The 19,351-nt window shown below is 62.6% G+C and carries 14 protein-coding genes and 1 tRNA gene; 8 read left to right on the forward strand and 7 right to left on the reverse strand.

Annotated features, from left to right (window positions below; genetic code table 11):
* The first annotated feature begins 115 nt into the window (after positions 1-115).
* From G4G71_RS11245 to G4G71_RS11280, 8 genes are all read left to right on the forward strand, one after another.
* Positions 116-379 (forward strand): hypothetical protein, encoded by a 264-nt coding sequence (locus G4G71_RS11245; RefSeq protein WP_169937662.1) that lies wholly within the window; start codon positions 116-118, stop codon positions 377-379.
* Between the two features lie 98 nt (positions 380-477).
* Positions 478-581: transfer RNA gene (locus G4G71_RS11250), tRNA-OTHER, on the forward strand.
* 142 nt (positions 582-723) lie between these two features.
* Positions 724-2,034: a trigger factor gene (gene tig, locus G4G71_RS11255; RefSeq protein WP_169937664.1), complete on the forward strand. Its 1,311-nt coding sequence runs from the start codon at positions 724-726 to the stop codon at positions 2,032-2,034.
* A gap of 93 nt (positions 2,035-2,127) precedes the next feature.
* On the forward strand, positions 2,128-2,766 hold the full coding sequence (gene clpP / locus G4G71_RS11260; protein WP_024763281.1) for an ATP-dependent Clp endopeptidase proteolytic subunit ClpP: 639 nt from the start codon (positions 2,128-2,130) through the stop codon (positions 2,764-2,766).
* A 107-nt stretch (positions 2,767-2,873) separates the two neighbouring features.
* Positions 2,874-4,154: an ATP-dependent Clp protease ATP-binding subunit ClpX gene (clpX, locus tag G4G71_RS11265; protein WP_017519553.1), complete on the forward strand. Its 1,281-nt coding sequence runs from the start codon at positions 2,874-2,876 to the stop codon at positions 4,152-4,154.
* Positions 4,155-4,287: 133 nt separating this feature from the next.
* Positions 4,288-6,684, forward strand: a complete 2,397-nt coding sequence (gene lon, locus G4G71_RS11270) for an endopeptidase La (RefSeq protein ID WP_169937666.1) — start codon at positions 4,288-4,290, stop codon at positions 6,682-6,684.
* A 136-nt stretch (positions 6,685-6,820) separates the two neighbouring features.
* Positions 6,821-7,093 carry a nucleoid-associated protein HU-beta gene (gene hupB / locus G4G71_RS11275; protein ID WP_003087931.1) on the forward strand — a complete coding sequence of 91 codons (273 nt, stop codon included), beginning with the start codon at positions 6,821-6,823 and terminating at the stop codon, positions 7,091-7,093.
* Positions 7,094-7,320: 227 nt separating this feature from the next.
* Positions 7,321-9,210 (forward strand): SurA N-terminal domain-containing protein, encoded by a 1,890-nt coding sequence (locus G4G71_RS11280; protein WP_169937668.1) that lies wholly within the window; start codon positions 7,321-7,323, stop codon positions 9,208-9,210.
* Between the two features lie 89 nt (positions 9,211-9,299).
* On the opposite strand, the gene fabI is transcribed toward G4G71_RS11280, so the two are convergent.
* From fabI to G4G71_RS11315, 7 genes are all read right to left on the reverse strand, one after another.
* On the reverse strand, positions 9,300-10,097 hold the full coding sequence (gene fabI / locus G4G71_RS11285; RefSeq protein ID WP_169937670.1) for an enoyl-ACP reductase FabI: 798 nt from the start codon (positions 10,095-10,097) through the stop codon (positions 9,300-9,302).
* A gap of 25 nt (positions 10,098-10,122) precedes the next feature.
* Complete coding sequence (locus G4G71_RS11290) at positions 10,123-11,733, reverse strand: ABC transporter ATP-binding protein (protein WP_169937672.1); 1,611 nt, start codon at positions 11,731-11,733, stop codon at positions 10,123-10,125.
* 1 nt (position 11,734) lies between these two features.
* On the reverse strand, positions 11,735-12,754 hold the full coding sequence (locus tag G4G71_RS11295) for an ABC transporter permease (RefSeq protein WP_169937674.1): 1,020 nt from the start codon (positions 12,752-12,754) through the stop codon (positions 11,735-11,737).
* Positions 12,755-12,758: 4 nt separating this feature from the next.
* The gene (locus G4G71_RS11300) at positions 12,759-13,841 is read right to left on the reverse strand and encodes a microcin C ABC transporter permease YejB (RefSeq protein WP_024763285.1); all 1,083 of its coding nucleotides are present in this window, start codon (positions 13,839-13,841) and stop codon (positions 12,759-12,761) included.
* Positions 13,841-15,706 carry an extracellular solute-binding protein gene (locus tag G4G71_RS11305; RefSeq protein ID WP_169937676.1) on the reverse strand — a complete coding sequence of 622 codons (1,866 nt, stop codon included), beginning with the start codon at positions 15,704-15,706 and terminating at the stop codon, positions 13,841-13,843. The genes G4G71_RS11300 and G4G71_RS11305 overlap by 1 nt, the downstream gene beginning before the upstream one ends.
* Positions 15,703-17,532 carry an extracellular solute-binding protein gene (locus G4G71_RS11310; protein ID WP_169937678.1) on the reverse strand — a complete coding sequence of 610 codons (1,830 nt, stop codon included), beginning with the start codon at positions 17,530-17,532 and terminating at the stop codon, positions 15,703-15,705. The genes G4G71_RS11305 and G4G71_RS11310 overlap by 4 nt, the downstream gene beginning before the upstream one ends.
* 117 nt (positions 17,533-17,649) lie before the next feature.
* The gene (locus G4G71_RS11315; RefSeq protein WP_169937680.1) at positions 17,650-19,272 is read right to left on the reverse strand and encodes a LysM peptidoglycan-binding domain-containing protein; all 1,623 of its coding nucleotides are present in this window, start codon (positions 19,270-19,272) and stop codon (positions 17,650-17,652) included.
* Positions 19,273-19,351 lie beyond the last annotated feature (79 nt).

Below are 19,351 nucleotides of genomic sequence, written 5' to 3' on the forward strand. Positions count from 1 at the left end.
CTTCCTCTGGCGTCACGTACCGTCCGCACATCCTTCATACCTCCGCTCATCAAGCTCCCATTGTAGGAGATCGTCTCAACTCGTTACTGTATATACATACAGTTATGAGGCGATCATGAGCAAGCTCCCCAGATTCGAACCCATCCTGAAGGACGAGATGCGCGCCATGTGGGTCAAGCATCGTGATCCAGAGATTCGCCGGCTGCTGCTGGAGGTCGAGCACTCCAGGAGAGTCATGGCAGAAGTACACGAATGGTTCGAGGCGATCCACAAGCAGTACAGGGAGAAGGTCGGCGGAAGCTCGGTGGCAATCCATCAGCTCAAGACGCTACTGGCCGATGAGTGGAACATGGGGCGTTACGAGAAGAAGGGAAGGTAGTGCCCAGAACGGGCTAGGCGGGGTGTGTAGCGAGTTTGTGACACACGTTCAGGCGAAATGTGACATCATGCGCGCCAATCGGGACGCTGTAGCCATGTGCGGGCGGCGTAACGTCATGATTAATAAGAGTTTATGGTCGTCTATCTGGATTTAGGTTCCAGTGGCGCAAGCTGTGAGAGTTCGAGTCTCTCCGTCCGCACCATCTTCTTTCCATAAGCTCTCGCATCCGTGAATTTCCGCAGCTTCCGCTCAGGGTGACTTCTGCATTTCTAGCTACTAGAATGCTTGCCCTTGATTCTGGGAGCCGGAAGGACCGGCTTACGTCTGTGCCACGAGGAATATCCATGCAAGTTTCCGTTGAAAGCACCTCCGCTCTTGAGCGCCGCATGACCGTTGGCGTGCCGGCCGAGCGTATCGAGACCGAAGTCAACAAGCGTCTGCAGCAGACCGCTCGTCGCGCCAAGGTTCCTGGCTTCCGTCCCGGCAAGGTGCCGATGAGCGTGATCCGTCAGCGCTACGAAGCCGCCGCTCGTCAGGAAGCCCTTGGTGACCTGATCCAGGAAACCTTCTACGAAGCCGTGGTCGAGCAGAAGCTGAACCCGGCTGGCGCTCCGTCCGTCGAGCCGAAAGTGTTCGAGAAGGAGAAGGGCCTCGAGTACATCGCTACCTTCGAAGTCTTCCCTGAGTTCCAGGTTGCCGGTTTCGACGGCATCAAGGTCGAGCGTCTGCAGGCCGACGTGGCCGATTCCGATCTCGACAACATGCTGGAAATCCTGCGCAAGCAGAACACCCGCTTCGAAGCCGTTGACCGCGCCGCTCAGAACGACGATCAGGTGAACATCGATTTCGTCGGCAAGATCGACGGCGAAGCCTTTGCTGGTGGTTCCGCCAAGGGCACTCTGCTGGTGCTGGGTTCCGGCCGCATGATCCCGGGCTTCGAAGAAGGCCTGGTCGGCGCCAAGGCCGGTGAAGAGCGCGTGCTGAACGTGACCTTCCCTGAGGACTACCAGAACCTGGACCTGGCTGGCAAAGCCGCCGAGTTCACCGCTACTGTCAACAGCGTTGCCGAGCCGAAACTGCCGGAACTGAACGAAGAGTTCTTCGCTCTGTTCGGCGTGAAGGAGAGCACTCTGGAAGGCTTCCGCACCGAAGTTCGCAAGAACATGGAGCGTGAGCTGCGTCAGGCCATCAAGTCCAAGGTGAAGAACCAGGTGATGGAAGGTCTGGTCGAGACCAACCCGATCGAAGTTCCGAAAGCCCTGATCGGCAACGAAGTCAACCGTCTGCGCGTCCAGGCTGTCCAGCAGTTCGGTGGCAACATCAAGCCCGACCAACTGCCGGCCGAGCTGTTCGAAGAGCAGGCCAAGCGCCGCGTCGTGCTGGGTCTGATCGTCGCCGAGCTGGTCAAGCAGCACGAGCTGAAGGCTGATGAAGCCCGCGTTCGCGAAATGATCGAAGAGATGGCTTCCGCTTACCAGGAGCCGGAACAAGTTGTTTCCTGGTACTACAAGAACGACCAGCAACTGAACGAAGTCCGTTCGGTTGTACTGGAAGAACAAGTTGTAGATACTGTCCTGCAGAAGGCCAATGTGACCGACAAGCAGGTATCCTACGAAGACGCGGTCAAGCCTGCAGAAGCTCCGCAAGCGGCCTGATCCAGCGCTTCGTTCGATTGTCACAAGCCAGCCTTCGGGCTGGCTTGTGCGTCTATAGAGACATGACTTTTTATTAGGGAGTGATCGTCGGACATGCATAATCCTTATATGCCGCAAGTTCCGAACATTCAGGCCGCTGGCGGTCTGGTGCCGATGGTGGTGGAGCAGTCCGCCCGCGGTGAGCGTTCCTACGACATCTATTCGCGCCTGCTGAAGGAGCGAATCATCTTCCTGGTCGGCCAGGTAGAGGACTACATGGCCAACCTCGTGGTGGCCCAGTTGCTGTTCCTCGAGGCCGAGAACCCGGACAAGGACATCCACCTCTACATCAACTCCCCGGGTGGCTCCGTGACTGCTGGCATGTCGATCTACGACACCATGCAGTTCATCAAGCCCGACGTGTCCACCATCTGCGTGGGCCAGGCGTGCAGCATGGGCGCCCTGTTGCTGGCTGGCGGCGCCGCTGGCAAGCGCTACTGCCTGCCGCATTCGCGGATGATGATCCACCAGCCGCTGGGCGGCTTCCAGGGCCAGGCCTCGGACATCGAGATCCATGCCAAGGAAATCCTCTTCATCAAGGAGCGCCTGAACCAGGTGTTGGCGCATCACACCGGCCAGCCGCTGGATGTCATCGCCCGCGACACCGACCGTGACCGCTTCATGAGTGGTGACGATGCTGTCAAGTACGGTCTGATCGATCAGGTCTTCACTCAGCGTCCTTCTGCCGCCTGAGTCTCTCCGCTGTACCGCGGCCGGTAATCCGGCCGCTCGCGGGCTTGAAAATGCCTGCGAATGCCTTCATCTTGTCCTTCACGTATATCCCCGATTGGAACGATCGAATGACTGACACCCGCAACGGCGAGGACAACGGCAAGCTGCTGTATTGCTCCTTCTGCGGCAAGAGCCAGCACGAAGTGCGCAAGTTGATTGCCGGCCCCTCGGTCTTTATCTGCGACGAGTGCGTCGACCTGTGCAATGACATCATCCGCGAGGAGGTGCAGGAAGCACAGGCAGAGAGCAGTGCGCACAAGCTTCCGGCGCCGAAAGAGATCCGCACCATCCTCGATCAGTACGTGATCGGCCAGGAACGTGCCAAGAAAACCCTGGCAGTAGCGGTGTACAACCACTACAAGCGCCTGAATCAGCGCGAGCGCAAGGACGACGTCGAACTGGGCAAAAGCAACATCCTGCTCATCGGTCCGACCGGCTCGGGTAAGACCCTGCTCGCCGAGACCCTGGCGCGTCTGCTCAATGTCCCCTTCACCATCGCCGATGCCACCACCCTCACCGAGGCTGGCTACGTGGGCGAGGATGTCGAGAACATCATCCAGAAGCTGCTGCAGAAGTGCGATTACGATGTCGAGAAAGCCCAGATGGGTATCGTCTACATCGACGAAATCGACAAGATCTCGCGCAAATCCGACAACCCGTCGATCACCCGCGACGTGTCCGGCGAAGGCGTTCAGCAGGCCCTGCTGAAGCTGATCGAAGGCACCGTGGCTTCCGTACCGCCCCAGGGCGGCCGCAAGCACCCGCAGCAGGAGTTCCTGCAGGTCGACACTCGCAACATCCTGTTCATCTGCGGTGGCGCGTTCGCTGGCCTGGAAAAGGTCATCCAGAACCGTTCCACCAAGGGCGGCATCGGCTTCAACGCCGAAGTTCGCAGCCAGGAAGCGGGCAAGAAGGTCGGCGAAGCGCTGCGTGAGGTCGAGCCGGAAGATCTGGTCAAGTTCGGCCTGATCCCCGAGTTCGTCGGCCGTCTGCCGATCATCGCGACTCTCGACGAGCTGGACGAGCCTGCGCTGATGCAGATTCTGACTGAGCCGAAGAACGCGCTGACCAAGCAGTACGCCAAGCTCTTCGAAATGGAAGGCGTGGACCTCGAGTTCCGTCCGGACGCGCTCAAGGCTGTCGCCCGTCGTGCGCTGGAGCGCAAGACCGGTGCCCGTGGCCTGCGTTCGATCCTCGAAGGCATCCTGCTCGACACCATGTACGAGATCCCCTCGCAGAACGACGTCAGCAAGGTGGTGATCGACGAAAGCGTCATCGAGGGCTCCTCCCAGCCGCTGCTGATCTACGAGAACAGCGAGCAGCCGGCCAAGGCTGCACCTGACGCCTGAAACCAGAAGGGGCCCTAGGGCCCCTTTTTTCTTCCCATCTACCGCGCTTGTTTTTTCCCAGTCCTAACCCCATCTTAGGCCGAAGGGTCCAATCCCATCGTTTTGGCCAAGTGCCGCTGTAGAGCCGAATATCATGAAAACACTCGTCGAGTTGCCCCTGCTGCCCCTGCGTGACGTAGTGGTGTATCCGCACATGGTCATCCCGCTGTTCGTGGGACGTGAGAAATCCATCGAGGCCCTCGAGGCCGCCATGACCGGCGACAAACAAATCCTGTTACTGGCGCAGAAGAACCCGGCTGACGATGATCCGGGTGCAGACGGCCTGTACCGCATGGGCACCGTGGCCACCGTCCTGCAGCTGCTGAAGCTGCCCGATGGCACCGTCAAGGTGCTGGTCGAAGGCGAGCAGCGCGGCCAGGTAGAGCGCTTCATCGATGAGGAAGCCTACTGCCGCGCCGAGGTTTCGATCATTGACGAGGTTTCCGTCGGCGAGCGTGAGTCCGAAGTCTTCACGCGCAGCCTGCTCAGCCAGTTCGAACAGTACGTGCAACTGGGCAAGAAAGTGCCCGCCGAGGTCCTGTCCTCGCTCAACAGCATCGACGAGCCCGGTCGCCTGGTGGACACCATGGCCGCGCACATGGCGCTGAAGATCGAGCAGAAGCAGGAAATCCTCGAGATCACCGAGCTGTCCGCCCGCGTCGAACACGTGCTGGCCATGCTGGACGCCGAGATCGACCTGCTGCAGGTCGAGAAGCGCATCCGTGGCCGCGTGAAGAAGCAGATGGAGCGTAGCCAGCGCGAGTACTACCTCAACGAGCAGATGAAGGCCATCCAGAAAGAGCTGGGTGACATCGACGAGGGCCACAACGAAGTCGAGGAGCTGAAGAAGCGCATCGATGCCGCTGGTCTGACCAAGGAAGCCCTGGCCAAGGCCACTGCCGAGCTGAACAAGCTCAAGCAGATGTCGCCGATGTCCGCCGAAGCGACCGTGGTGCGTTCCTACATCGACTGGCTGGTGAATGTGCCGTGGAAGGCCGAGAGCAAGGTGCGCCACGACCTGGACAAGGCCGAGGACATCCTCGACGCGGACCACTACGGCCTGGAAGAGGTCAAGGAGCGCATCCTCGAGTATCTCGCCGTACAGAAGCGCGTGAAGAAGCTGAAAGGCCCGGTGCTCTGCCTGGTCGGCCCGCCCGGCGTGGGCAAGACCTCTCTGGCCGAGTCCATCGCCCGTGCGACCAATCGCAAGTTCGTGCGCATGGCCCTGGGGGGCGTGCGTGACGAGGCCGAGATTCGCGGTCACCGCCGTACCTACATCGGTTCCATGCCCGGTCGTCTGATTCAGAAAATGACCAAGGTCGGCGTGCGCAACCCGCTGTTCCTGCTGGACGAGATCGACAAGATGGGCAGCGACATGCGTGGCGACCCCGCGTCGGCGCTGCTGGAAGTGCTCGATCCGGAGCAGAACCACAATTTCAACGACCACTACCTCGAAGTCGACTACGACCTCTCCGACGTGATGTTCCTCTGCACGGCAAACTCCATGAACATTCCGGCAGCGTTGCTGGACCGCATGGAAGTCATCCGTCTGCCGGGTTACACCGAGGACGAGAAGATCAACATCGCTTCGAAATATCTTGTACCGAAACAGACTGCGGCCAATGGTCTCAAGAAGGGCGAGCTGGTCTTCGAGGAAGCGGCTACCCGCGACATCATCCGCTATTACACCCGCGAAGCCGGCGTGCGGAGCCTGGAACGCCAGATTGCCAAGGTCTGCCGCAAGGCAGTCAAGGATGGCGGCAAGTCCAAGCGCATCGACGCCGTGGTGACTCCCGATTCGCTCGAGAACTATCTGGGTGTGCGCAAGTTCCGCTACGGCCTGGCCGAGCAGCAGGACCAGATCGGTCAGGTGACCGGCCTTGCCTGGACTCAGGTGGGCGGCGAATTGCTGACTATCGAATCGGCCATGGTCCCCGGCAAGGGCGCGCTGATCAAGACCGGCTCGCTGGGTGACGTCATGGCGGAGTCCATCACCGCCGCGCTGACCGTGGTTCGTAGTCGTTCGAAGAGCCTGGGCATCGCCTCGGACTTCCACGAGAAGCACGATATCCACATCCACGTGCCGGAAGGCGCGACCCCCAAGGACGGCCCTAGCGCGGGCATCGGCATGTGCACGGCGCTGGTCTCGGCGATCACCCAGATTCCCGTTCGCGCCGACGTTGCCATGACCGGCGAAATCACCCTGCGGGGTCAGGTGCTGGCCATTGGTGGCCTGAAGGAAAAACTTCTGGCTGCGCACCGGGGTGGAATCAAGACTGTGATCATTCCCGAGGAAAACGTGCGGGACCTTAGGGAAATTCCGGATAATATTAAGGCCGATCTCGTTATTAAACCGGTTAAATGGATTGACGAGGTCCTGCAAATTGCGCTGCAATACGCCCCGGAGCCCTTGCCCGATGCGGCTCCCGAGATGGTTGCAAAGGATGAGAAGCGCGAGTCTGATTCCAAGGAGCGAATCAGCACGCATTAGTTGGGGGGCTTTCTTGACACTGTTTTTGAGCCCTTGTTATAAAGCGGCACTTGCTTTGTCAGTTGGCAAACCAGCACCTGCTTTTGCTTACACCTAACACATAGAAACATACTCAACAGAAATAAGGGGACTTAGAGTGAACAAGTCGGAACTGATCGATGCTATCGCCGCATCTGCTGATATCCCGAAAGCTGTTGCCGGTCGCGCTCTGGACGCGGTGATCGAGTCCGTAACTGGCGCCCTGAAGGCTGGTGACTCCGTCGTACTGGTAGGCTTCGGTACCTTCGCTGTCAAAGAGCGTGCTGCTCGCACCGGTCGCAACCCGCAAACCGGCAAGCCGATCAAGATCGCTGCTGCTAAGATCCCGGGCTTCAAGGCCGGTAAAGCCCTCAAGGACGCTGTCAACTAAGCGTCTTTTTGGACTTGACCTGGACCGGTTCCAACTTCGGTTGGGCCGGTCACGGAGCGATGACCCGGCTGGCGTAGGTCGGTTGGAATCATCAGGGGTCACGGGCTCAATGCCCGCAAGCTCCACCTGTTACGAGAAGGCGCATCCTCGGATGCGCCTTTCTTATATCCGCTTTTTTCCACGCCGCGCCGCCATTGACGGTGGGACGTGGCCGCGTCGGGGGCCGCATGCTGCAAAACATCAGGGACAACTCCCAAGGCTGGATCACCAAGACCATCCTGGGCGTGATCGTTGTCCTCATGGCTTTGACCGGGTTCGATCAGATCATTCGCGCAACCCACCACGAGAACGTCGCTGCTCAGGTCAACGGTGAGGACATCAGTCTGCCAGAACTGCAGCAGGCTGCGGACATGCAGCGTCGCCAGCTGATGCAGCGCCTGGGCAAGGACTTCGATTCGTCCATGCTCGACGACAAGCTGCTCAAGGATTCCGCGCTGAAGTCGCTCATCGAGCGCAAGCTGATCCTGCAGGCCGCCCAGAACGACAAGTTCGCCTTCTCCCAGCAGGCGCTGGATCAACTGATCCTGTCGACTCCTGAGTTCCAGGTGGACGGCAAGTTCAGCGCCGAGCGCTTCGACCAGGTCATCCGCCAGATGGGCTACGACCGCATGCAGTTCCGCCGCATGTTCGGTGAGGAAATGCTGATCGGCCAACTGCGCGCTGGCATCGCCGGTACCGGCTTCGTCACCGATGACGAACTGAACGCCTTCGCTCGCCTGGAGAAGCAGACCCGTGACTTCGCCACCCTGACCCTCAAGGCCGACCCGGCCAAGAGCAAGGTCGAGGACAGCGAGATCAAGGCGTACTACGACGCCCACAGCACCGAGTTCATGACTCCCGAACAGGTCACCATCGACTATGTCGAGTTGAAGAAGTCCGCCTTCTTCGACCAGGTCGAGGTGAAGAAGGAAGACCTCGATGCCCTCTATCAGAAGGAAATCGCCGGCCTGGCCGAGCAGCGCGACGCCGCGCATATCCTGATCGAGGTGAACGACAAGCAGAACGACCAGCAGGCCAAGGCCAAGATCGACGAGATCAAGGCGCGCCTGGACAAGGGCGAGGACTTCGCCAAGCTGGCCAAGGAACTGTCCAACGACACCGGCTCTGCCGCCAACGGTGGTGACCTCGGTTTCGCTGGTCGTGGCGTGTATGACCCGGCCTTCGAAGAGTCGCTGTACGCGCTGAAGAAGGGCGAAGTCTCCGCTCCGGTGAAGACTTCCTACGGCTGGCACCTGATCAAGCTGCTGGGCGTCGAAGCGCCGGAGGTTCCGACCTTCGACAGCCTGAAGGCCAAGCTGGAGCACGAAGCCAAGACCCAACTGGTCGAGCAGCGTTTCGTCGATGCGACCAAGCAGCTGGAAAGCTCCGCCTACGAGGCTTCCGATCTGGGCCAGCCGGCTCAGGACATGGGCCTGAAGGTGCAGACCAGCAAGCCGTTCGGCAAGGAAGGCGGCGAAGGTGTCACGGCCAACCGCCAGGTCATCCAGTCCGCTTTCAGCCCCGAAGTGCTGGAGGAGGGTGCCAACAGCGGCGCCATCGAACTGGACCCGGACACCGTGGTCGTGCTGCGCGTGAAGGCGCACCACAAGCCTGAGCAGGAAACCCTGGAGCAGGTCAGTGCCGATATCCTCAAGCGCCTGCAGGTCGAGCACGCTGCAGTCGATGCCAAGTCCCGCGGTGAAGCACTGCTGGCTGGCCTGCGCGACGGCAAGATCCCGCTGACCCAGGCCCAGGAAGGCCAGCAGTGGAAGGTCGTGGAAGCGGCCGCCCGTGGTCAGGAAGGCGTCGATCCGGTCGTGCTGCAGAGCGTGTTCCGCATGGCGCGTCCGGAAGGCGCCGACAAGCCCAGCCTGGGCGGTGTCGCGCTGCAGAACGGCGACTTCGTGCTGGTCAAGCTCAGCGGTGTGAGCGAGCCGGAAGCCAAGCCGACCGAGGAAGAGAAGGCGATGTACCAGCGCTTCCTCGCCTCGCGTAGCGGCCAGGATGATTTCTCCGCCTTCCGCCGTTACCTGCAGGATCAGGCGAAAGTCGAGAAATTCGACGAAGCCAAGAAGTAAGAGACCGGGGCCGCGCAAGCGGCCCTCGTTTTATCCGGTAAAGGAAAAAGGCCGCATTCGCGGCCTTTTTCTTTGTCTGGAGCAAAGCCTCAGTCGTCGCTGAGCGGACCCATCGCCGTGGTGTTGAAACCGCCATCGACATAGAGGATTTCGCCGCTGATGCCACTGGCCAGGTCCGAGCAGAGAAATGCACCGGCGTTGCCGACTTCCTCGATGGTCACATTGCGCCGCAGCGGTGTCTGGCGCTCGTTGGCGGCGAGCATCTTGCGGAAGCTCTTGATGCCCGAGGCGGCAAGCGTGCGAATGGGGCCTGCGGAGATGGCGTTGACCCGAGTGCCCTCCGGGCCGAGGCTGCCGGCCAGGTAGCGCACGCCGGCTTCCAGGCTGGCCTTGGCCATGCCCATGACGTTGTAGTTGGGCATCGTGCGCTCGGCGCCCAGGTAGGAGAGGGTGAGCAGGCTGCCGTTGCGGCTCTGCATCAGCTCGCGGCCGGCCTTGGCCAGGGCGATGAAGCTGTAGGCGCTGATGTCGTGGGCGATCCGGAAGCCTTCGCGGGTGGTGACCTCGGTGAAGTCGCCGTCGAGCTGGTCGCCTGGTGCGAAGCCCACCGAGTGGACGATGCAGTCCAGGCCATCCCATTGCTTCGCCAGCGCGGCGAACACGGCTGCGATGTCCGCGTCCTTGGCTACGTCACAGGGGAAGCACAGCTCCGCGCTGGAGCCCCAGCCAGCAGCGAACTCTTCCACGCGGCCCTTGAGCTTGTCGTTCTGGTAGGTGAAGGCGAGCTCGGCGCCTTCCCGGTGCATCGCCGCGGCGATGCCGGAGGCGATGGACAGCTTGCTGGCGACACCGACGATCAGTACGCGCTTGCCGGCGAGAAATCCCATATTCACTCCTTGATCATGTAATGGTTCAGGTCGGTGCCGGGACCATGAAGGCTGCTTCCAGCAGCTGCTGTGTGTACGCATGCTGCGGCGCGGCGAAGACGTCCTCGGCCATGCCCTGTTCGACCACCTTGCCGTGGCGGATCACCATCAGCTGGTGGCTGAGGGCTTTCACCACTGCCAGGTCGTGGCTGATGAACAGGTAGGTCAGGTTGTACTTGGCCTGCAGGCCGCGCAGCAGCTCGACAACCTGGCGCTGCACGGTGCGGTCCAGTGCCGAGGTCGGTTCGTCCAGCAGGATCAGCGCCGGCTTGAGTACCAGCGCCCGGGCAATGGCGATGCGCTGCCGCTGGCCTCCGGAGAACTCGTGGGGGTAGCGGTGCCGGGTGTCCGGGTCGAGGCCGACTTCCCTGAGCGCTTCGATGATCGCCTGCTCGCGTTCCTCCGCCGTGCCCATGCCATGGATCTCCAGGCCCTCGCCGACGATCTGGCCCACCGACATGCGCGGGCTGAGGCTGCCGAACGGATCCTGGAAGACTACCTGCATCTCGCGGCGCAGTGGCCTGACTTCCGCCTGGTTCATGCCTTCGATGGCCTGGCCCTCGAAGCGGATGCCGCCCTGGCTGTTGATCAGGCGCAGGATGGCCAAGCCCAAGGTGGACTTGCCCGAGCCGCTTTCGCCGACAATCCCTAAGGTCTGGCCGCGCGGCAGGCTGAAGTCGATGCCGTCCACGGCCTTGACGTGATCGACGGTCTTGCGGAACACGCCTTTCTTGATCGGGAACCACACGCGCAGGTCGTCGACCTCCAGCAAGGGCGCTCCTGGCTCGTTCTGTGCGGGGGTACCACTGGGCTCGGCTCCGAGCAATTCGCGTGTGTAGGGGTGCTGGGGGGCCTCGAAGAGGGCTTCGCAATCCGCTTGCTCGACAATGCAGCCGCGCTGCATCACGCAGACGCGGTGGGCGATGCGCCGCACCAGGTTGAGATCGTGGGTGATCAGCAGCATGGCCATGCCCAGGCGCTGCTGCAGGTCGCGCAGCAGGTCGAGGATCTTCAACTGCACGGTGACGTCCAGCGCCGTGGTCGGCTCATCGGCGATCAGCAGCTCCGGCTCGCAGGCCAGGGCCATGGCGATCATCACCCGCTGCCGCTGGCCGCCGGAGAGTTCATGCGGATAGGCCTTGAGGCGGCTGGCCGGATTGGGGATGCCCACCAGCTCCAGCAGCTCCAGCGTGCGTGCGCGTGCCTGGGCGCCGTTCATGCCCTTGTGCAGCGCCAATACTTCGCCGATCTGCTTCTCGATGCTGTGCAGCGGGTTCAGCGAGGTCATGGGTTCCTGGAACACCATGGCGATGCGGTTGCCGCGGATACCCCGAAGTTTGCGTTCGGGCAGCTTGAGCAGGTCCTTGCCGGCGTAGTGGATGCTGCCGGAGGGATGGCTGGCGGTGGGGTAGGGCAGCAGGCGCAGGATCGAGTGCGCGGTCACCGATTTGCCGGAGCCGCTTTCGCCCACCAGTGCCAGGGTCTCGCCCTTGCGGATGTCGAAGCTGATGTGTTCCACCGCGCGCACCTGTTCGTCGCCGCAGAGGAAATCGACGGACAGGTCGCGGACTTCGATGAGGTTCTCGTTCTGGGTCATCTCACTTCCTCGGGTCGAAGGCATCGCGGGCGGCTTCGCCGATGAACACCAGCAGACTCAGCATCACGGCCAGTACCACGAAGGCGGTGATGCCCAGCCAGGGCGCCTGCAGGTTGGACTTGCCCTGGGCGACCAGTTCACCCAGCGACGGCGCGCCGGCGGGCAGGCCGAAGCCGAGGAAGTCCAGGGAGGTCAGGGTGCCGATCGCGCCGGTGAGGATGAAGGGCATGAAGGTCAGGGTGGAGATCATCGCGTTGGGCAGGATGTGGCGGAACATGATCGCGCCGTTGCGCATGCCCAGGGCGCGCGCCGCGCGCACGTACTCCAGGTTGCGGCCACGGAGGAACTCGGCGCGCACCACGTCCACCAGGCTCATCCAGGAGAACAGCAGCATGATTCCCAGCAGCCACCAGAAGCTCGGCTGGACGAAGCTGGCGAGGATGATCAGCAGGTAGAGCACCGGCAGGCCCGACCAGATTTCCAGGAAGCGCTGGCCGAGCAGATCGATCCAGCCGCCATAGAAGCCCTGCAGTGCGCCCACGACGACGCCGACGATGGAGCTGAGCACGGTGAGGATCAGGGCGAACAGCACCGATACGCGGAAGCCGTAGATCACCCGCGCCATGACGTCGCGGGCCTGGTCGTCGGTGCCCAGCCAGTTTTCTCCGCTGGGAGCCGAAGGTGCTGGCACGCGCAGATCGTAGTTGATGGTGTCGTAGCTGTAGGCGATCGGCGGCCAGAGGATCCAGCCATCCTTCTGCGCGATCTGCTCGCGCATGTACGGGCTCTTGTAGTTCGCCTCCATGGGGAACTCGCCGCCGAAGGCGGTTTCCGGGTAGCGCTTGACCACCGGGAAGTACCACTGGCCGTCGTAGTGGATCGCCAGGGGCTTGTCGTTGGCGATCAGCTCGGCGCCCAGGCTGAGGATGAACAGCGTGAGGAACAGCCAGAGCGACCACCAGCCACGCTTGTTGGCCTTGAAGCGCGCCCAGCGGCGCAGATTGATGGGAGAAAGGCGCATCGGATTACTCCCGGTTCTCGAAGTCGATGCGCGGATCGACCAGCGTGTAGAGGACGTCGCTGACCAGCTTCATGATCAGGCCGAACAGGGTGAAGATGAACAGCGTGCCGAACACCACCGGGTAGTCGCGGTTCAGCGCCGCCTCGAAGCTGAGCAGGCCCAGGCCGTCGAGGGAGAAGATCACCTCGATCAGCAGCGAGCCGGTAAAGAAGATGCCCAGCAGGGCGGAGGGCAGGCCGGCGATGATCAGCAGCATGGCGTTGCGGAACACATGGCCGTAGAGCACGCGGCGTTCGGTCAGGCCCTTGGCGCGGGCGGTGACCACGTACTGCTTGCCGATCTCGTCGAGGAAGCTGTTCTTGGTCAGCAGGGTGATGGTGGCGAAGTTGCCGATCACCAGGGCGGTGATGGGCAACGCCAGGTGCCAGAAGTAGTCGCGGACCTTGCCGGCCCAGGTCAGTTCGTCGAAGTTGTTGGAGGTCAGCCCTCGTAACGGGAACCAGTCCCAGTAGCTTCCGCCGGCGAACAGCACGACCAGCAGGATGGCGAAGAGGAAGGCGGGGATCGCGTAGCCGACGATGATCGCCGAGCTGGTCCAGACGTCGAAATGGCTGCCGTGGCGCACCGCCTTGGCGATGCCCAGCGGGATCGACACCAGGTACATGATCAGCGTGCTCCAAAGCCCCAGGGAGATGGAGACGGGCAGCTTCTCGACGATCAGGTCGGTGACCTTGGCATCGCGGAAGAAACTCTGGCCGAAGTCCAGGTGCACGTAGTTCTTGAGCATGATCCAGAAGCGTTCGGGTGCCGGCTTGTCGAAGCCGTACATCTTCTCGATTTCCTTCACCAGCTCCGGGTCCAGGCCCTGGGCGCCGCGATAGTGCGTGCCTGCCGCGGCAACTTCGCCGCCGCCACCGGAGATGCGCCCGGTGGCGCCGCCGCTGGCGGCATCGAAGCCTTCCAGCTTGGCGATCATCTGCTCCACCGGGCCGCCGGGGGCGGCCTGGATGATGATGAAGTTGATTAGCAGGATGCCGAACAGGGTGGGGATGATCAGCAGCAGGCGCCGCAGGATGTAGGCCAGCATCAGTTGGCCCCTTGGGCGACGGCGCTGTCAGCCGGCGCTTCGGCTGCAGCCTTGGCAGCGGTTTTGGTCGGCTCGGCTTTTTCGCGGGCCTGCCACCAGGTTTGCAGCGCATAGCTGTAGGGCGGCAGCTTTTCCGGGTGGGCGATGCGGTTCCAGTAAGCGATGCGCCAGTTGCCCAGGTACCAGTTGGGCACCACGTAGTGGCCCCAGAGCAGCGCGCGGTCGAGGGCGCGGGCGTGGCGCACCAGGCTTTCGCGGGAGCCGGCGTTGATCAGGCCTTCGACCAGGGCGTCGATGCCCGGATCGCGCAGGCCGATGAAGTTGCGGCTGCCCGGCTTGTCGGCGCTGCTGGAGTGCCAGAACTCGCGCTGCTCGTTGCCCGGCGAGCTGGATTGCGGCCAGCTGCTGACGATCATGTCGTAGTCCCGCGAACGCAGGCGGTTGATGTACTGCGAGACGTCGACCCGGCGCAGCTGCATGTCGATGCCCAGCTCCGCGAGGTTGCGCTTGAAGGGCAGCAGCACACGCTCGAAGTCGGCCTGGGCGAGCATGAACTCGAAGCTCAGCTGCTTGCCGTCGGGACCGACCATCTTGTCGTTCTCGATCTTGTAACCGGCTTCCAGCAGCAACTGGTAGGCCTTGCGCTTCTGCTCGCGGATGATGCCGCTGCCGTCGCTGGTGGGCGGCACGTAGACCTGGCTGAAGACCTGCGGCGGCAGCTTGTCGCGCAGCGGTTCGAGGATTTTCAGCTCCTCCGCATCTGGCAGCTCCTTGGCGGCCATCTCGGAGTTCTCGAAGTAGCTGCCGTCGCGCAGGTAGGAGCCGAAGAACAGCTGCTTGTTGGTCCACTCGAAGTCGAACAGGTTGGCGATGGCCTCGCGCACGCGCGGGTCCTGGAACACCGGGCGGCGGATGTTGAAGGCGTAGGCCTGCATGCCCCACGGGTTACCGTTCACCGGCTCCTCGCGGACGATGCGGCCGTCACGCACGGCGGGCGAATCGTAGGCGGTCGCCCAGTTCTTCGCGATGCGCTCGTCGTTGAAGTCGAATTGCCCGGCCTTGAAGGCTTCCAGGGCGACGGTCAGGTCGCGGTAGGACTCCACCACCACGGCGTCGAAGTTGTTGAAGCCGCGGTTCACCGGCAGCTTGTCGCCCCACCAGTCCTTGACCCGCTCGTAACGGATCGAACGGCCGGCCTCCACCTTGGCGATGCGGTACGGCCCGCTGCCCAGCGGCGGTTCCATGTTGGTCTTGTTGAAGTCGCGGCTGGCCCACCAGTGCTTGGGCAGGATCGACAGCTGGCCAAGGATCAGCGGCAGTTCGCGGTTGTCGCCGTGCTTGAAGTCGAAGCGTACGCGCAGCTTGTCCTCGGCCACCACCTTGTCGACGTCCGCGTAGTAGTTGCGGTACATCGGATCGCCGTCCTTCATCAGCGTTTCGAAGGTGAATACCACGTCTTCGGCGGTGACCGGCGTGCCATCCTGGAAGCGCGCCTGGGGACGCAGGTAGAAGCGCACGAAGCGATGCTCCGGGTCCTTCTCGATCTTCTCGGCGAGCAGGCCGTACTCGGTGAAGGGCTCGTCGAGGGAGTGGAAGGTGAGGGTGTCGTAGATCAGGTTGATCTGTGGCGCCGAGTTGCCCTTGGCGATGAAGGGGTTGAGGCTGTCGAAACCGCCGAAGTCGGAGAGACGCAGCGTGCCGCCCTTGGGCGCATCGGCATTGACGAAGTCGAAATGCTTGAAGTTCGTCGGGTATTTCGGCGCCTCGTCATACAGGGTGATGGCGTGCTGCGGCGCGGCCTGCGCACTGCCCAGCAGTCCCAGCAACAGGCCGGCGCAGAGCGCGGCGCGGCGGGGGCTTTTCATAGGGTGTTCTCCTGGTCTTTTTGCCACCACGCGCGCAGGCCCAAGGTGTAGGGCGGCGTGGTGACGAAGGCGAAGCGGTTGCGGTACGCCAGTCGATGTTTGTTCAGGTACCAGTTGGGAATGCTGTAGTGCTGCCACAGCAGCACCCTGTCCAGGGCGCGGGCGGCGGCTTCCTGCTGGTCGCGGTCAGGGGCGCCCAGCAGTTTTTCGAGCATCGCGTCCACCACGGGGTTGACGATGCCCGCATAGTTCTTGCTGCCCTTCACCGCCACCTGGCTGGAATGGAAGTACTGCCATTGTTCGAGGCCGGGGCTGAGGGTCTGGGGCAGGGTCATCAGAATCATGTCGTAGTCGAACTGGTCCAGACGCTGTTTGTACTGGGCGCGGTCCACGGTGCGCAAGCTCGCATCGATACCGATGCTGGCGAGGTTCTCGCGATAAGGCTGGAGAATGCGTTCCAGGCTGGGGTTGACCAGCAGGATTTCGAAGCGCAGCTGCTTGCCGTTGGCGTCCAGCAGGCGATCGCCGGAGAGCTTCCAGCCAGCTTCGCCCAATAGACCCAAAGCGTGGCGCAGGGTTTCCCGCGGGATGCCGGCGCCCTTGGTCACCGGTACGGTGAAGGGGCGCTTGAATAGCGCTTCAGGCAGTTGCTGGCGATACGGAGAAAGCAGCAGCCACTCCTTGCCCTGGGGCGCCCCGGTGGCGGCGAAGGTGCTGTTGGGGTAGTAGCTGCTGGCGCGTACGTAGGAATCGTTGAACAGGGCGCGATTGGTCCACTCGAAGTCGAACATCATCCCTAGCGCCTCGCGCAGGCGGCGATCGGCGAAGGTTGCACGGCGGGTGTTGAGGAACAGCGCCTGGGTCTGGGTGGGGATCTGGTGGGGGATTTCCACCTTCACGACCTCGCCCCGGCGCACCGCCGGGAAGCGGTAGTTGCTGCGCCAGTTCTTCGCCTGGTGCTCGATGTAGATGTCGAATTCGCCGGCCTTGAAGGCTTCGAAGGCGATACCGGCGTCGCGGTAGAAGTCCACTTCGACGCGGTCGAAGTTGTACTTGCCGCGATTCACCGGCAGGTCCTTGCCCCACCAGTCCTTGACCCGTTCGAACACGAGGCGGCGTCCCGGCACTACTTCGGTGATGCGGTACGGGCCGCTGCCCAGTGGCGGATCGAAAGTGGTGGCCTGGAAATCGCGGCCTTTCCAGTAGTGTTGCGGCAGCACCGGCATTTCGCCCAGGCGCAGGATCAGCAACGGGTTGTCGTGGCGCTTGAAGACGAAGCGGATGCTCCGGGCGGAAAGAATGTCGACCCGCTGCACTTCCTGCAGGTTGGTGCGGTACATCGGGTGGCCGTGCTTGAGCAGGGTGCGGTAGGAGAATGCGACGTCATAGGCGGTGATCGGCTTGCCGTCGTGGAAGCGAGCTTCCGGGCGCAGGTTGAACACCACCCAGCTGCGGTCCTCGGCGTATTCCACGCTGCGGGCGATCAGGCCGTAGCTGGAGGCGGGCTCGTCACCGGACGGGTCATACAGGCCGGTACCGACCATCAGCGGCTCGTTCAACTCGCTGACGCCGTACTGCAGGAAGTCCGCAGTGCTCACCGGCGGGCTGCCCTTGAAGGTGTAGGGGTTGAGTGTGTCGAAGGTGCCCAGTCCCATCAGCCGCAGCAGGCCGCCCTTGGGGGCTTTGGGGTTGACCCAGGCGAAATGGTCGAAACTGGCCGGGTATTTGAGGTCGCCAAATTGCGCGTACCCGTGGCTTTCGGTGATCTGGGCGGAGACGGGGAGGCCCAGGAAGAGTCCCAGGAGCAGGAGAGACAAGCGACGCATCAGGCGTAGGATCCGATCCTGGCTGGCTGAGGGGTATTTGCGTCGTACAGTAGCAGCTTGTCCCTGCTGCCAGAAGTCATGCAGCCGGGGCGTGCAGGCCCCGGCGCAGAAGTGGGATCAGCGGCTGGCGGTGTCGAGGTACAGCGTGATGGTCTGGCCAGGCTTCAGAGCCTTGCCACTGCGCGGGTTCCAGCGCTTGATGTGCTGCATCTCGACGTTGAAGCGCTTGGCGATCAGGTACATCGAGTCGCCTTGCTTGACCTTGTAGTAGGTCGCGGTGTCCTGCTTGGCCTTGGCTTTGCTGTTGGCCGCCAGCTGGGTCGCGGCGGCACTCTGCAGCTTGAGTGTCTGGCCGGGCTTCACGCCGTGGCTGTCCAGGCCGTTCCAGCGCTTGAGGTCGGCCACGTCGACGCCGTTTTTCTTGGCGATCTGCCAGAGCGTGTCGCCGTTCTTCACGGTGTAGCTGCGGGTGGCGACGCGCGCGCTGGCGGTGGTCTTCGAGCTTTCCACCTGGGCCAGTTGGCGCGGGCTTTCCGGCTCGATGACCGGGCGGCCGGGCTGGCCGGGGATCACCAGAGTCTGGCCGTTGCGCAGGCGGTTGGCGCTCAGGCGGTTGGCTGCCTTGAGCTCGGCGACGCTCAGGCGGTAGCGCTGGGCGATGCTGTGCAGGCTGTCGCCCTTGCGTACCCGGTAGCGGCTGCCGGAGCTGGTTGCCACGGTAGCCGCCAGGGGCTTGAGTTCGACAGGCTGCAGGTTGGCGACACCCGCCTTGAGAGAGTCGGCCTTGTTCAGCGGCACCAGCAGGTGGTGCGGGCCGTCGAGGGTCACGCCGCGCTTGAAGGCCGGGTTGAGCTGCTGCAGTTCATCCTGGTCAAGGTCGGCGACCGCGGCGACCTGGGAGAGATCCAGGCCCGGCTTGACCCGGATCGAGGTGAAGTAGGGCTGGTTGGCGATGGGGCTGAGGTTGATGCCGTAGATGGTCGGGGCATTCACCAGTTGCGACAGGGCCAGCAGCTTGGGCACGTAGTCCTGGGTTTCCTGCGGCAACGGCAGGTTCCAGTAGTCGGTGGGCAGGCCGAGGCGCTCGTTGCGCTCGATCGCACGGCTCACAGTGCCTTCGCCGGCGTTGTAGGCCGCCAGGGCGAGCAGCCAGTCGCCGTTGAACATGTCGTGCAGACGGTTCAGGTAGGTCAGCGCGGCGTTGGTCGATGCGGTGATATCGCGGCGGCCGTCATAGAAGTTGGTCTGGCGCAGGTTGAAGTGCGTGCCGGTGCTGGGAATGAACTGCCACAGGCCCACGGCCTGGGCGCGCGACACGGCCATCGGATTGTACGAGCTCTCGATCATCGGCAGCAGCGCGAGTTCCAGCGGCATGTCGCGCTCTTCCAGGCGCTCGACGACGTAGTGCATATACGGTGCGCCGCGCTCGCTGGCGTTCTCCAGGAACGACTGGTTGCTCATGAACCACAGGCGCTGACGCTCGATGCGCGGGTTGGTGTTGAGCTGGTCCTGCAGCTGGAATCCGCCGCGCATGCGTTCCCAGATATCGTTCTGGGACGCCGTCCAGGCCGGATTGAACTGCACATCGACGGCGCGGGAGGTGTTGCGGGGCTGGCTGTCGCTGGCGGTATGCTGGGTCGACTGGCAGCCCGCCAGGCCTGCGGCAAGCAGCACGATGGAGACTCGGATGGCACGTGCCAATGCGTCTAGATCGGAGGTCTTTCTGGTCTTGGGCGGCATTGGCTGATGACTTTGTCCGGGGCAAAAATTTCGGCGATTCTAGAAACCGCGCCTGCCCTGGTCAAGATTTCGCCAGTGC

It is taken from the genome of Pseudomonas multiresinivorans, assembly GCF_012971725.1.
Taxonomy (GTDB): domain Bacteria; phylum Pseudomonadota; class Gammaproteobacteria; order Pseudomonadales; family Pseudomonadaceae; genus Pseudomonas; species Pseudomonas multiresinivorans.